Source organism: Streptomyces incanus (genome assembly GCF_042656345.1).
Lineage (GTDB): Bacteria > Actinomycetota > Actinomycetes > Streptomycetales > Streptomycetaceae > Streptomyces > Streptomyces incanus.
In genome coordinates, this window is the sequence record NZ_JBHSPC010000019.1 from 43102 (window position 1) to 56877 (window position 13776).

Annotated in this window: 13 protein-coding genes; 2 read left to right on the forward strand and 11 right to left on the reverse strand. The window is 71.3% G+C overall.

What is annotated here, in order from left to right:
* Positions 1 to 52: 52 nt before the first annotated feature.
* The gene (locus ACFP2V_RS08555; protein ID WP_381208041.1) at positions 53 to 2023 is read left to right on the forward strand and encodes a potassium channel family protein; all 1971 of its coding nucleotides are present in this window, start codon (positions 53 to 55) and stop codon (positions 2021 to 2023) included.
* Positions 2024 to 2125: 102 nt separating this feature from the next.
* Here the strand turns inward: ACFP2V_RS08555 and ACFP2V_RS08560 are convergent, their stop codons facing one another.
* The gene (locus ACFP2V_RS08560) at positions 2126 to 4123 is read right to left on the reverse strand and encodes a S9 family peptidase (RefSeq protein ID WP_381207899.1); all 1998 of its coding nucleotides are present in this window, start codon (positions 4121 to 4123) and stop codon (positions 2126 to 2128) included.
* 179 nt (positions 4124 to 4302) lie between these two features.
* Here ACFP2V_RS08560 and ACFP2V_RS08565 point away from each other — a divergent pair, with 179 nt between their 5' ends.
* On the forward strand, positions 4303 to 5121 hold the full coding sequence (locus ACFP2V_RS08565; RefSeq protein WP_381207902.1) for an SURF1 family protein: 819 nt from the start codon (positions 4303 to 4305) through the stop codon (positions 5119 to 5121).
* Between the two features lie 13 nt (positions 5122 to 5134).
* Here the strand turns inward: ACFP2V_RS08565 and ACFP2V_RS08570 are convergent, their stop codons facing one another.
* The 10 genes from ACFP2V_RS08570 to ACFP2V_RS08615 form a co-directional block, all read right to left on the reverse strand.
* Positions 5135 to 6610 (reverse strand): hypothetical protein, encoded by a 1476-nt coding sequence (locus ACFP2V_RS08570; protein WP_381207905.1) that lies wholly within the window; start codon positions 6608 to 6610, stop codon positions 5135 to 5137.
* Positions 6607 to 7281 (reverse strand): SigE family RNA polymerase sigma factor, encoded by a 675-nt coding sequence (locus ACFP2V_RS08575; RefSeq protein ID WP_381207908.1) that lies wholly within the window; start codon positions 7279 to 7281, stop codon positions 6607 to 6609. Before ACFP2V_RS08575 ends, ACFP2V_RS08570 begins: the two co-directional genes overlap by 4 nt.
* Positions 7282 to 7776: 495 nt before the next feature.
* Positions 7777 to 8838, reverse strand: a complete 1062-nt coding sequence (locus ACFP2V_RS08580; protein ID WP_381207911.1) for an aspartate-semialdehyde dehydrogenase — start codon at positions 8836 to 8838, stop codon at positions 7777 to 7779.
* Entirely contained in the window at positions 8838 to 10115 is a 1278-nt protein-coding gene (locus ACFP2V_RS08585; RefSeq protein ID WP_381207914.1) for an aspartate kinase, read from the reverse strand. The genes ACFP2V_RS08580 and ACFP2V_RS08585 overlap by 1 nt, the downstream gene beginning before the upstream one ends.
* Positions 10116 to 10307: 192 nt before the next feature.
* Positions 10308 to 10697 carry a twitching motility protein PilT gene (locus ACFP2V_RS08590; RefSeq protein WP_381207917.1) on the reverse strand — a complete coding sequence of 130 codons (390 nt, stop codon included), beginning with the start codon at positions 10695 to 10697 and terminating at the stop codon, positions 10308 to 10310.
* Positions 10694 to 10969 carry a hypothetical protein gene (locus tag ACFP2V_RS08595; RefSeq protein WP_381207920.1) on the reverse strand — a complete coding sequence of 92 codons (276 nt, stop codon included), beginning with the start codon at positions 10967 to 10969 and terminating at the stop codon, positions 10694 to 10696. The genes ACFP2V_RS08590 and ACFP2V_RS08595 overlap by 4 nt, the downstream gene beginning before the upstream one ends.
* 402 nt (positions 10970 to 11371) lie before the next feature.
* Positions 11372 to 11749 carry a cupin domain-containing protein gene (locus ACFP2V_RS08600; RefSeq protein WP_381207923.1) on the reverse strand — a complete coding sequence of 126 codons (378 nt, stop codon included), beginning with the start codon at positions 11747 to 11749 and terminating at the stop codon, positions 11372 to 11374.
* 161 nt (positions 11750 to 11910) lie between these two features.
* The gene (locus tag ACFP2V_RS08605; RefSeq protein ID WP_381207926.1) at positions 11911 to 12570 is read right to left on the reverse strand and encodes a DUF5063 domain-containing protein; all 660 of its coding nucleotides are present in this window, start codon (positions 12568 to 12570) and stop codon (positions 11911 to 11913) included.
* The gene (gene recR, locus ACFP2V_RS08610) at positions 12563 to 13162 is read right to left on the reverse strand and encodes a recombination mediator RecR (protein WP_381207929.1); all 600 of its coding nucleotides are present in this window, start codon (positions 13160 to 13162) and stop codon (positions 12563 to 12565) included. Before recR ends, ACFP2V_RS08605 begins: the two co-directional genes overlap by 8 nt.
* Before the next feature lie 59 nt (positions 13163 to 13221).
* Complete coding sequence (locus ACFP2V_RS08615) at positions 13222 to 13563, reverse strand: YbaB/EbfC family nucleoid-associated protein (RefSeq protein WP_381207932.1); 342 nt, start codon at positions 13561 to 13563, stop codon at positions 13222 to 13224.
* Positions 13564 to 13776 lie beyond the last annotated feature (213 nt).

A 13776-nucleotide genomic window follows, 5' to 3' on the forward strand; every position in this document is an offset into this window, starting at 1 on the left:
TCTTGTGGTGAGCCTTCCGAATCAGACCCCGCCGGACGATCCCTATGCGCACATGGTGGTGTGCGGTGACGACGGACTCGCGCACCGCCTCGCCGCCGAACTCCGGGGCGTGTACGGCGAACAGGTCACACTCGTCGTACCGCCCTCCGGACTCCGGGTACGGGCACCGGTGGTGGGGCGGGCCCGTGCCGCGTCGGCCGCGCTGCTCGACCGGTTCGTGAACGCCACCGTCAACCGCGGCGGTGGCGGCACCGGCGTTGGTGACAACGGAGGTTCGGACGGCATGTCCGACGAACGGCTGGTGGAGGCCGCCGAACCCACCGACGCCGTACTCGTCGAAGTGGGTGTGGCGCGGGCCGCCGCACTGGCTCTGGTGTACGACGACGACGAGACCAACATCCGCGCCGCCCTCAACGCCCGCCGGATCAACCCCAGGATCCGCCTCGTCCTGCGCCTCTACAACCGGCGCCTGGGCCGGCACATCGAGGAACTGCTCGACCAGGCCGCCGAGTTGTCCGACGGTGACACGCAGGGGCGTGGATACCCCAGGGCCGACACCTCCACCACCGTGCTGTCCGACGCCGACACGGCCGCCCCCGCCCTGGTCGCCACCGCGCTCGTCGGCACCAGCAAGATCGTCGACACCGACGGGCTGATGCTGCGCGCGGTGGAACGGCATCCCCCGCGCCCCGGCGAGGTCGCCGATCCCGGGCTGTGCACGCTGGCGTTGCTGTCCGCGACGAGCAACGACCCGGCCGGCTCGGACGGTTCGGAGGACAGCGGCGACCAGGGGCCGCAGATGCTGCCCGACGCGGCGGCCGTCGCGGCGGCGACCGGACGCGGCACGATGGTCCTGGAACAGGTGTCGTACTCCGGGCCGCCGTTGTCCGCCGTACGGGCCGGGGTTCCGCCGTTCGCCTCGCTGTTCTCACAGCGGCTGCGGTGGTCGCTGGCGGGTCTCGCGGCGGCGGTGGTGGCGCTGGCGGTCGTGCTGACCCTGGTCACGGAAGACCACCCGCTGCACGCCACCTACGTCACCCTGCTCGACCTCTTCGCGATCAACGACCCCGCGCACAACGACTCCATGGGCCGGCAGATCCTGCAACTGCTGTCCGCACTGGTCGGGTTGCTGCTACTGCCGGTGATGCTGGCGGCGGTCCTCGAGGCGCTGGGCACCTTCCGCACCGTGTCGGCGCTGCGGAAGCCGCCGCGCGGGCTGAGCCGGCATGTGGTGCTGCTCGGTCTCGGCAAGATCGGTACGCGGGTGCTGACCCGGCTGCGCGAACTGCACATCCCCGTGGTGTGCGTCGAGGCCGACCCTGAGGCGCGGGGCATGGCCACGGCACGGCGGCTGGGCGTCCCGGTGGTGCTCGGGGACGTCATGCAGGAGGGCGTCCTGGAGGCCGCGAAGATCCACCGGGCCGACGCGCTCCTCGCCCTCACCAGCGTCGACACCACCAACCTGGAGGCCGTACTGTACGGGCGGGCCCTGCGCGCCGACCTGCGGGTCGTCCTGCGGCTGTACGACGACGAGTTCGCGACAGCCGTGTACCGCACCCTGCGGGCCGCGCACCCCGACGCGGTGACCCGGAGCCGCAGCGTCTCCCACCTGGCCGCGCCCGCCTTCGCCGGGGCGATGATGGGCCGGCAGATCCTGGGGGCCATCCCGGTCGAGCGGCGGGTGCTGCTGTTCGCGGCGCTGACCGTGGGCGGGCATCCGCAGCTGGAGGGGAAGACGCTCGGCGAGGCGTTCCGGGCCGGGGCGTGGCGGGTGCTGGCCCTGGACACGGCGGCGACCCGGGCGGCGCCGGGCGCGAACGGGAGCGGCATCTGGAACGGCTCCGGGAACGCCGCCGGCACCGGGACCGGCGGCGTCACGGCGGCCGGTGAGCCGTCGGGGCTGGTCTGGGACCTGCCCGACACGTACGTCCTGCGGAACGAGGACCGGGTGGTGCTGGGCGCCACCCGGCGCGGGCTGGCGGAACTGCTCGGGCGCAGGGGAAGGGGACGGCCGGGGAGGTGACCGGCCGGGGGCGACGGCCGAGGACGCGACCCGGACGGCCGAGGACGCGACCTGCCGGTGCCTCCCGGGCCGGAGCCCGGGAGGCATCCGCGCCGGAATCCCTCAGCCCTGCTTCCCGGCCTCCGTCTCCGTCTCCGTCTCCGTCCCCGTCTCCGTCTCCGTCCCCGTCCCCGTCCCCGTCCCCGTCCCCGTCCCCGTCCCCGTCCCCGTCCCCGTCCCCGTCCCCAAGTGACGTTCCGCGAAGTCCAGTTCCAGGCGGACCTGCTTGATCCGCTCGTCGACCACCAGGGAGCCGTGCCCCGCGTCGTAGCGGTAGACCTCGTGCGGGGCTTCGCGGGACTGGAGACGGTGGACGTAGTTCTCGATCTGCCGGATCGGGCAGCGGGGGTCGTTCACCCCGGCCGAGATGTAGACCGGCGCCTTCACCCGGTCGACGTAGGTGATCGGGGAGGACGCCTCGAACCGGTCGGGCACCTCCTCGGGCGTGCCGCCGAGCAGCGTGCGGTCCATCGCCTTCAGCGCTTCCATCTCGTCGTGGTACGCCGTGACGTAGTCCGCGACCGGGACCACCGCGATGCCCAGCGTCCACGCGTCGGGCTGGGTGCCCAGGCCGAGCAGGGTGAGGTAGCCGCCCCAGGAACCGCCGGTGAGGATCAGGCGGTCCGGGTCCGCGAGGCCCGAGCCGATCGCCCACTCGCGGACCGCGGCGATGTCCTCCAGCTCGATCAGCCCGACCCGGTGTTTCAGCGCGTCGGTCCAGGCGCGGCCGTAGCCCGTGGAGCCCCGGTAGTTGACGCGGACCACCGCGTACCCGTGATCGACCCAGGCGGCCGGACCGGCGGCGAAGGAGTCGCTGTCGTGCCAGGTGGGGCCGCCGTGGATGTCGAAGACGGTGGGCAGCGGGCCGGTCGCGCCCTCGGGCTTCTGGACCAGGGCGTGGATACGGCCGCCGGGGCCCTCCACCCAGACGTCCTCCACCGGCACCGAACCGGGCGAGCGCATCCCCGGCGGGTCCAGGACGACCTCGCCGGTCGTGGAGCGGACCGTCGACGGCCGGGCCGACGACGACCACAGGTACTCCACGCTGCCGTCCGGCCGGGCCGTCGCGCCCGAGACGGTGCCGGGCGGGGTGTCGATCTCCACCAGTTCCGGGCCCGCCAGGTCGTAGCGGAACAGCTCGCTGCGGGCCTCGAAGCTGTGCGCGATGAGCAGGCCCGTGCCGTCCGGGAACCACTCGGCGCTCACGTCGCCCGGCAGCTCCAGGGAGAGGTCCGTCTCCTCGCCCGTCGCCACGTCCCACACCAGGGGCTCCCAGCGGCCGCGCCGCTGATGACCGATGAGCAGACGTGTGTCGCCGTCGACGGGGGCGAAGCCCAGCACCTCCAGGCCCAGCTCCTTCGTGCCGCCCTTGGTGTCGTCCAGCTCGGCGACCGTGGTGCCGTCGGGGCGCAGCACGCGCAGCGCGGAGTGCATCGCGTCGCCGTGCTCGGTGTGCTCGACGGCGATCAGTGAACCGTCGTGCGAGAGGTCCCCGACGCCCGCCGACTCACGGTGCCGGTAGATCTCCACCGGCGCCGCGGGCGCCTCGGCTCCTTCGGCTCCTTCGGCTCCTGAGACGATCCGCACCAGATAAATCGTCGTACCGTCCTCGTCCGTGGAGCGGCCCACGACGGCCGTGCTCCCGTCCCGGCCGAGGGCGAGACCGGCCGGGTACGAGGCGTCCAGCCCCGGAGCGGCGAGCTCGTGGGGGCCGCCCGCGAACGGCTGGCGGCGCCAGACGCCGAACTCGTCGCCGTCCTTGTCGTCGAACCACCAGATCCACTCACCGTCCGGCGAGAGCACGCCGTCCGTGGTGCCGTTGGGCCGGTCCGTCACCTGGCGCTGCTCACCGGTCGACCGGTCCCAGGCATACAGCTCGTACGTCCCCGTCGCGTTCGACACGAACAGGGAACGGTCGGGGGCGTCCTCCGCCCAGTCGGGCAGGGACACCCGGGGCGCCCGGAAGCGCTTCTCCCAGTCGGGCATCTGCTCGCCCTGATGTACTCGCTCGGTCCGGTCCGTCCGCCCCGCCGCTGCGCCGGACCCGTGGCTCTCAGTCATGGCCCCATACTGCCCGTCCCAGCGGGTATCGCGCCGCAGAGGCCCCCAACCTGTGGACAACCGAGGCCCCCACCCTGTGGACAACCGGGTTCCTCGGCCTGTGGACCACCGGCGGAATCGCGGGCTTCCCAGGCGGCCCCGCGGGCCGGTTCCCGGGCGCGGCACCGTACGGTGGGAGTGTGTACCGGTTCCTGCTGACGCCCCGATGGTGGGGAATCAACGTCTTCGTGCTGCTCGCCATCCCCTTCTGCATCTTCATGGGTTCCTGGCAGCTGGGCCGGTTCGAGGCCCGCGTCGAGGACCATCGCGGCGCCGAGGACAACGTCGCCTCCAGCCGGCAGGAGGAAGCCCGGCCGCTGGACACGCTGCTGCCGGTGACCAAGGAGACCTCCGGCAAGCAGGCCGCCGCGAGCGGCCGCTACGAGGAACAGCTCCTCGTGCCCGACCGCGACCTCGACGGCGAGCCCGGCCACTACGTCCTGACGCTGCTGCACACCGACACCGGCAAGGTGCTGCCCGTCGTACGGGGCTGGCTGCCCGGCGACCCGCAGCCGGCCGACACGCCCGCGCCGCCGGCCGGCGAGGTCACCGTCACCGGGGCGCTCCAGGCATCCGAGACCCCCGGCAGCAACGGCGTCCCCGCTCTCAGCGGCCTGCCCGAGGGACAGACCGGCGCGATCAGCTCGGCGTCCCTGGTGAATCTGGTGCCCCACGACGTGTACGACGCGTGGATCACCCTCAACCAGGGCGACTCGGGGATGCGGGCGGTGCCCGCGGTCGCGCCCGGCGGTACCGGGCTGGACCTCAAGGCCTTCCAGAACCTCGGCTACACCGCCGAGTGGTTCGCCTTCGTAGGCTTCGTGATCTTCATGTGGTTCCGGTTGGTGCGCCGCGAGGCGGAACTCGTCCGGGACACGGAACTGGGCCTGGTCCCGGACGAGGATGCGCAGCCCGGACCGGGCCGGCAGCAGGAGCAGCCGAGCCCGTCAGGGGTGTGACGGGCAGGCTCGGTCAGCTCGCCGTGGCCGGCAGCAGTCCCGTCCAGTAGACGGTTCCCGCGCAGGCGTTGGACACCGTGGCGGTCGCCGTGCCCGCTCCCGACGCCGGGGTGTACGTCACCGTCACGCTGCCGTCGGCCGTGCCGTCCGCCGTGAGGAGCTGGGTCACCGCACCCGTGTCACCGCCCGTGGACGTGCCGTCGCCGACCGTCGGTTCCTCGGAAGGGCTGGGGTCGGGCGAGGGGTCGTCGGTGCCGCCGGTCTCGCCGCCCCCGCCGTTGGTCGGACAGGGCTCGGAGGGCACCCAGGCGAACTTCACGTCGTAGGACTCACCCGGCTTGAGCACCAGCTGCCCGGCCTCCAGGGACGGGTCCGGCAGACCCGCCGCCGCGTCCCCGGCCACATGCCGGGCCGAGCCCACCTTGGCGGTGTCGGCCGCGCCCAGCGGCGTCACGCTCAGGCCTCCCGGGCCGCCGACCGTACAACCGGTGGTGGACACGTTGGCCACCCGGAAGGAGCCGTAGACCGCGCCGGTGGAGTCGGGCGCGCCGCTGCTCGCGACGGCCGGACCGAGCTGGGCGGCCGTGCAGGCGGGTGACCCCGTGGCGGCGCTCGCCGAGGGGTTCGCCCCCTCCGTCACGCCGGCGCTCGCCCCGGTTTCGGCGTTCTTCTCCTTGCCCTTCCCGCCGTCCTTCCGGTCCTTCTCGACCTGGTCCGAGGTGCCGCCCGCAGTGTTCTCGCCACCGTCGGGGCCCACGCCCTCGCCGGTGCCGCCCTGTGCCTGCGAGGCACGGCCGACGGCGGACGGGTCGGCGTCGAGGCCGACGGACTGGGAAACGTGGACGAGAGCCGGTACGGCCGTGCCGGCGAAGAGGACGGCGGCTGCCGCGCCGACGAGGATCTGCCGCTTGCGTGCCCGGCGGGCCGGCACGGCGCGCCGCAGGTAGTCCAGCGAGCCCTCACTCGGCTCCACTACGCTCACCGAGCTGTGCAGCAGGCTGCGCAGCTCCAGCTCGTCCGGGTCGAGCAGGCCGGATCCCTGCCCAGCTCCCTGCTCGGGCCCCTGAGTGTCCAGGCCTCCGTTGCGGTCGCTGTCGTCGTTCACAGTTCCGTTCCCAGCGTGCGATTGCTTCGTCTGCTGCCCGAGCGGCGACGCCGGCCCACGCGGCACGCGCGGACCGTCCCCGCCGGACGAACCCGGGCCGTCGGCTCCGGTCATGTCCCCGGACTCGGACGCACCCTCGGACGCATGCGCCTCGGCCGCCCGCTCCCCGGACACGCCCTCTTCAGGCTCGCGCTCCCCGGACACGCCCTCTTCAGGCTCGCGCTCCCCGGGCTCGCGTTCCTCGGGTTCCCGCTCGTCGCCCTCGGGCTCGCACTGCGCACCCCCGGGGGCGCGCTCGGGTGTGCCTTCCTCCGCCCCGCGCCCCTCCTGCTCGCGCTCCTCGCCGCGCACGTCCTGGCCGCGGGCGTCCTTCCCGCCGCTCATACCGGCGCCTCCATGGCCACCCGCAGCGCCGCTATCCCGCGCGAGCCGTACGCCTTCACCGAGCCCAGCGAAATGCCGAGCGTCGCCGCCACCTGTGCCTCGGTCATGTCGGCGAAGTAGCGCAGCACCAGCACCTCGCGCTGACGGCGCTGGAGCCCCTTCATCGCCTTGATGAGGGAGTCGCGTTCCAGCAGGTCGTACGCGCCTTCCTCCGCGCTCGCCATGTCGGGCATGGGCTTGGAGAGCAGCTTGAGGCCGAGGATGCGGCGGCGCAGCGCGGAACGGGAGAGGTTGACGACCGTCTGACGCAGATACGCCAGGGTCTTCTCCGGTTCCCGTACGCGCTTGCGGGCGGAATGGACGCGGATGAACGCCTCCTGGACGACGTCCTCGCAGGAGGCGGTGTCGTCGAGAAGGAGCGCGGCGAGGCCCAGCAGCGAGCGGTAGTGCGCCCGATAGGTCTCGGTGAGATGGTCGACGGTCGTGCCGGCTGCCACTACGTCGTCGGCACCGCCGTCACGCTGACTGGGTATGCGGGCAGGCCGCGCTGTGGGCATCGGCGCGATCACCGGCATGCCACCGGAAGCACCGGCCTTACGGGGTCGGAGAGCCTGGCGGGGCGGGCGTAGAGCCGGGCCGCGCGGCGTTGCGAAGACGAGTACCTCAGCCACGCCAGTTGGACACGCTTCCCCCCGTGAGGGTTGTACGTGCCGGACGTCACGTTTACGGCGCCCGGTGCGGACCGCTCGGCATCGTCCGGGCCCTGCCGATCACCGCCCCGTGCCGGCCGTACGCCGCCCCGTGCCGGCCGTACGCCGTCCCGCGCCGACCGCTCCCCGTTCACGCCGGGCAGCACCACCGACAGCACACCGAATGCCCTCATGCGTCCCGCTCTTCCCCTATGCCTCATATGAACGGACGTCCCCACGTCCGGTTCCGGACGTCCCCACGTCCGGAAAAGACCGCCTCGTCCCCGAGCACGCCCCAAAGGGGGTGCCCGCAGAGACGCTCTCCGCCCGGCACGCGGTTGCGTGGGGGCGGAAGGTAAATCCTCGACTGCGGGCCGGTCAGGATCAAGAGACCCGAGACACATGACCCGTTCACATCACTTTCGTAGATCTTACAAAAGCACATGCTGCGACCAGGGTTATTTACGGTGCGGCAGGTCAGGGCCGGTCCGGCACCGCCACCAGCTCGGCGATCTGCGCGGTGTTGAGGGCGGCGCCCTTGCGGAGGTTGTCGCCGCAGACGAAGAGCTCGAGCGCCGTCGGGTCGTCCAGGGCACGACGTACCCGCCCCACCCAGGTCGGGTCGGTGCCGACGACATCGGCGGGCGTGGGGAACTCACCCGCGGCGGGATTGTCGTACAGCACGACACCGGGGGCGGTGGCGAGGATCTCGCGGGCCCTGTCGACGGTCACCTCGTGCTCGAAGCGGGCGTGCACGGTGAGCGAGTGCACGGTGATCACCGGCACCCGTACGCAGGTCACGGCGACCGGGAGACGGGGCAGACCGAGGATCTTGCGGGACTCGTCGCGGACCTTCATCTCCTCCGAGGACCAGCCGTCCTCGCGCAGCGACCCGGCCCACGGCACCACGTTCAGCACGACCGGCTCCGCGAACGGCCCGGTGTTGTCCCCCACGGCCCGCCGTACGTCACCGGGGCCGGTCCCCAGCTCCGTGCCCGCGACCAGGGAAAGCTGCTCCCGCAGGGTCCGCACGCCCGCGTGCCCGGCGCCGCTGACCGCCTGGTACGAGGAGACGACCAGCTCGCTCAGCCCGAACTCGGCGTGCAGCGCACCCACGGCGACGATCATCGACAGGGTGGTGCAGTTCGGGTTGGCGACGATCCCGCGCGGGCGGATCCGCGCGCTGTGCGGGTTGACCTCGGGGACGACGAGGGGCACCTGAGGGTCCATGCGGAAGGCACCGGAGTTGTCGACCACCACCGCGCCCCGCGCGACGGCGACGGGCGCCCACCGTGCGGCGACCTCGTCGGGGACGTCGAACAGCGCGACGTCGATCCCGTCGAAGGCCCCCTCGGTGAGCGCCACGACCTCGGTCTCCTCGCCGCGCACGGACAGCTTGCGGCCGGCCGAGCGCGCGGAGGCGATCAGTCTGATCTCGCCCCAGATGTCCGCCCGGTGGGACAGGATCTGGAGCAGGACCGTGCCGACTGCTCCGGTCGCTCCCACGACCGCGAGCGCCGGTCGCCCGGACCGCGTCATCAGCGGCCGGTACCCCCGTAGACGACAGCCTCGTCGCTGTCGGAGTCCAGCCCGAAGGCGGTGTGCACGGCGTTGACGGCCTCGTCCACCTCGTCCTTGCGGGTGACGACCGAGATGCGGATCTCGGAGGTCGAGATGAGCTCGATGTTCACGCCCGCGTCGGACAGCGCGGTGAAGAAGTCGGCCGTGACCCCGGGGTTGGTCTTCATGCCGGCGCCGACCAGGGAGATCTTGCCGATCTGGTCGTCGTAACGCAGGGAGTCGAAGCCGATGGCGCCCTTGTTCTTCTCCAGGGCGTCGATGGCCTTGCGGCCGTCGGTCTTCGGCAGCGTGAAGGAGATGTCCGTGAGGCCGGTGGAGGCGGCGGACACGTTCTGCACGACCATGTCGATGTTGATCTCGGCGTCGGCGATCGCGCGGAAGATCGAGGCCGCCTTGCCCGGCTTGTCCGGCACACCGACGACCGTGACCTTGGCCTCGGAGGTGTCGTGCGCGACACCGGAGATGAGCGCCTGCTCCACCTTCTTGTCCCCTCGCTGAATCGGCTCACTGCTGACCCACGTGCCCGGCAGTCCACTGAAGGACGAGCGGACGTGGATCGGGATGTCGTACCGGCGGGCGTACTCCACACAGCGGTGGAGCAGCACCTTGGACCCGGAGGCCGCCAGTTCGAGCATGTCTCCGGTCGAGATCCAGTCGATCTTCCGGGCCTTCTTCACCACCCGCGGGTCTGCGGTGAACACGCCGTCGACGTCGGTGTAGATCTCGCACACCTCGGCGCCGAGAGCGGCCGCCAGGGCCACCGCGGTGGTGTCGGAGCCGCCGCGGCCGAGCGTCGTGATGTTCTTGCCCTGCTGGCTGACGCCCTGGAAACCGGCGACGATGGCGATGTTGCCCCCGTCCACCGAGGTCTGGATCCGGCCGGGCGTGACGTCGATGATGCGGGCTTTGTTGTGGACCGAGTCGGTGATGACACCCGCCTGGCTGCCGGTGAAGCTCTGGGCGTTGTGGCCCAGGTTTTTGATCGCCATGGCCAGCAGGGCCATGGAGATCCGCTCTCCCGCGGTCAGCAGCATGTCGAGTTCGCGCCCGGCAGGCATCGGGGATACCTGCTCGGCGAGATCGATCAGCTCGTCCGTCGTGTCGCCCATCGCGGAAACCACGACGACCACCTGGTGGCCGCTCTGCTTGGCTTCCACGACCCTCTTGGCGACGCGCTTGATGCCTTCGGCATCGGCTACGGAGGAGCCTCCGTACTTCTGCACGACAAGGCCCACGTGCGCTCCTCGTTCATTCCGTCGTTGTCCCACGCTGTGCGCACAGGTGTGCTCAGCCCGGTCGGCTCATTCTATCGAGCGCCCGGAAAACGCCTCCGCGATATCGCATCGTGAGACTTCCGGGCACCCGCGCAGGAGGGCTCATGCCCAGCCCGACGCCGACCACTCGGAAAAGCGACCTGCGTCACATGCTCAGGGACGCTCGACGACAATGCCCTCCCGGCCCGCGCAGGCGGTCAATGCCCTGATGTCGCCCAAGTCGTCGGTGAGGATCGGCGCCTCGTCGTAGGTGATGGAGGCGAGGACGACGCTGGCGTCGATGACGTCGGAGGTCTTGTTCTTCTGACAGAGGACGGCGGCGGCCTTGGCCAAGGCGGCGGTCAACGGCAGCACCTCGCAACCGTGCAGTACGCGATGCAGGCCCGCCGCCTTGGGACGCGAGTCCCAGCCCTGCGCCAGAACGCCCGCCGGGACAACGGGGGTCTTCCCCCTTCCGAGCGCCCTGTAGTGCTGGTGGAGGAACGCTCGGTCGTTCTTCACGGCGGCGATCAGCGCCCCGGCGTCGTAGATGATGTGGCTCATGCGCTTCGACGCTCCTCCGACGTTTCTCCGAAGAGGGCGTCGATTCGCGCATCCGCCTCGGCCATCTCCCCAGGTGTCGGCCATCCGTACTCGTCGAAGTACTCCTCCATCGCACGCTGCCCCTCACGGAGAAGCCGACGGTTGCTGAGGTACTGCTCCAGTGCTCGGCTGATCACCGCCGAGATCTGCTCGTCCTCGGCGGCGGCGTACTGCCGCAGCGCCGTTCCGAGCGCGGCATCCAGACTCACGCTGAACTTCACCTTCTCTGCCATATTACGAACGTAATCCACTATCCTCGTCGGCGCCACGGGCGCGCGGAGGCGCACGGGCGAGCGCGGAGAGGCACCCGGAGCGGGCCGGGGACTACGCGCGGATCGTCGACGCCCTGCGTGCCGCCAAAGCTCCCGACGCCGGAGAGCAGTGAACCACCGGCCCCGCCGTTCGGTCGCGGTATTCGATCGTCACCGTGATCCTGGCCCGGGGGCCCCGGCCTGGGAAATTCACGCGCCAGCCCGCGCTCCTCGCGGATCTCACGCGGAGGGGGGTCCGGCCACGTAGGCCTCGGTCGCCGTGCGTGCGGCCTGCCGACGGGACTCCCCCCTCGGCGTCGGACACCTCGGGCCGGCCCTCCCGGAGCCTGCGCTTGACCTCTGCCCAGGTGCTGTATCGGCTCCTCAGGTCTTCCCGTCCTCTGCCGCCGCGTAGCCGGGCACCGATGGCCACCGGACGGTCAGCACCACCGAGTCCTCCTCCGCGAACCAGGAATGGTCGACTCCCCGCCCCCATACGACGTAATCGCCCTGCTCTTCCAGCAGGACGCTGCGGCCGGGGAGTTCCACCCGGAAACGGCCGCCGACGAGAACCAGGAGAGCCGTGCGTTCCTCGCCCTCGACCCACTTCGACCGCTCGTCGCCACGAGGGTGGACACCCCACTTGATCTCCACGACCTCGCTGTGGCGCGGATCGTCGACGCCCTTGAAGTGCCCGAGGATCCAGCCCCGGTCCAGCACCGCGTCCTTGCCCGCGTTGCCGACGTAGACGCTGTCGTTCACGTGGCACATCCACCCGACAACATGAGCATCCCGGCCACCATTGCCCCCATAGCGCTCATCTGAGCACTTAAGTGTCATTTGCCCGCCGAATGCTCACACCTTTCAGCAAGGCACCCGCCGGAGCGGGCCGAAGCCGCTCGGTTCGTTACGCGACCGGGGCGTCACATGGCCGTGCGCAGGCCCAGCGGACCGCCGATCTCCTCGACCATGACCCTGCCCGCCTCGATCTCCAGGGTGTCGTCGCCGAGGCCCTGGTCGGTGTCCAGGCCGTCCAGGGCGGCGAGGGGCTGGTTGAGCCGGACGTGGGCCACGACGGACTGCAGGGCGCGCAGGGCCGCGGAGGCGGTGGAGCCCCAGTTGGAGAAGTAGGAGAACTGCCACCACCACAGGGCTTCCGTGGTGCGGCCCGCGCGATAGTGGACCATGCCGTGGCGGAGGTCGGTGATGACGTCGGTGAGGTCGTCGGAGATCCGGGCCGGGACGGGCGCCGTACGGGGCTCGTACGGGTCGAAGACCTCGGAGTAGACGTCGACCGGCTCCAGGAGGCGGGCGAGGTTCTCACGGAGTTCGTCCACGTCGCCCTCGGGGCCCGGATCGGGCTCGTAACGCTCGTCGGGGACGATGTCCTCGTGCGCGCCCAGCCGGCCGCCGGCCAGCAGGAGCTGGGAGACCTCGAGCAGGAGGAAGGGGACCGCCGAGTCCGGCTCGTCGCCCTTGGCGACCTCCGTGACGGCGACCAGGAAGCTCTCGACCTGATCCGCGATCTGGACCGAGAAGTCGTCCGGGTCCCGGTCGGTCGCGTGCAGCGTGGCATCAGACATCTAGGAGTCGTCTCCCCTCGAAGGCGCGGCCGAGGGTGACCTCGTCCGCGTACTCCAGGTCTCCGCCCACCGGAAGGCCACTGGCCAGGCGGGTGACCTTCAGGCCCATGGGTTTGATCATGCGGGCGAGGTACGTGGCCGTGGCCTCGCCCTCCAGGTTCGGGTCGGTGGCCAGGATCAGCTCGGTGACCGTGCCGTCCGCCAGCCGGGCCAGCAGTTCCCGGATGCGCAGGTCGTCGGGGCCCACCCCGTCGATCGGGCTGATCGCGCCGCCCAGGACGTGGTAACGGCCCCGGAACTCGCGCGTGCGCTCGACGGCCACGACGTCCTTGGGCTCCTCCACGACACAGATGACGGCGATGTCGCGGCGGGTGTCACGGCAGATGTTGCACCGTTCCTCCTGCGCCACGTTGCCGCAGACGACGCAGAAGCGGACCTTCGCCTTCACTTCCATGAGGGCGTGGGCGAGACGCCGTACGTCCGTCGGCTCCGCCTGGAGGATGTGGAAGGCGATCCGCTGGGCGCTCTTGGGACCGACGCCGGGCAGCCGCCCGAGTTCGTCGATGAGGTCCTGTACCACGCCTTCGTACAACGGACTGCCGTCCTTCCTGGGGTTCCTTCAGTACGTACCGTAGAGGCCCGCGGCCCGTCTTAGAAAGGCAGACCGGGGATGCCGCCGCCGCCCAGCCCCTGGGCCAGCGGGCCGAGCTTCTGCTGCTGGAGGTTCTGCGCGTTCTCGTTGGCCGCCTGGACGGCCGCGACGACGAGGTCCGCGAGGGTCTCGGTGTCCTCGGGGTCCACCGCCTTCGGGTCGATCTTCAAGGCGCGGAGCTCACCGGCGCCGGTGACGGTGGCCGTCACCAGACCGCCGCCCGCCTGGCCGTCGACCTCCATGTGCGCGAGTTCCTCCTGCGCCTGGGCCAGGTCCTGCTGCATCTTCTGGGCCTGCTGGAGCAGCTGCTGCATGTTGGGCTGGCCACCACCGGGGATCACGATTCAGCTCCTTGGTCGGTCCGTCCGTACGGGACTTTCCCGTTCGGCACGAGCCTACGTGGTCCGGGCGGCCGTCGCCCCAGCACTCTTTCGAGTGATTCACGGGTCGGGCCTTATACCTGATCACAGCCTCCTTTTGGGCGGAAGTGACGCCCGAACCCCCGGCGCGGCCACCCGTTGGGCGGTAGGAAGGGGGCCGGCACGTCCGCGTCC

Coding starts and splice junctions, on each gene's coding strand:
- ACFP2V_RS08555 (WP_381208041.1), top strand. CDS start 53: ATGGTGGTGTGCGGTGACGACGGACTCGCGCACCGCCTCGCCGCCGAA.
- ACFP2V_RS08560 (WP_381207899.1), bottom strand. CDS start 4,123: ATGACTGAGAGCCACGGGTCCGGCGCAGCGGCGGGGCGGACGGACCGG.
- ACFP2V_RS08570 (WP_381207905.1), bottom strand. CDS start 6,610: ATGAGCGGCGGGAAGGACGCCCGCGGCCAGGACGTGCGCGGCGAGGAG.
- ACFP2V_RS08580 (WP_381207911.1), bottom strand. CDS start 8,838: ATGACGCGGTCCGGGCGACCGGCGCTCGCGGTCGTGGGAGCGACCGGA.
- ACFP2V_RS08590 (WP_381207917.1), bottom strand. CDS start 10,697: ATGAGCCACATCATCTACGACGCCGGGGCGCTGATCGCCGCCGTGAAG.
- ACFP2V_RS08595 (WP_381207920.1), bottom strand. CDS start 10,969: ATGGCAGAGAAGGTGAAGTTCAGCGTGAGTCTGGATGCCGCGCTCGGA.
- ACFP2V_RS08605 (WP_381207926.1), bottom strand. CDS start 12,570: ATGTCTGATGCCACGCTGCACGCGACCGACCGGGACCCGGACGACTTC.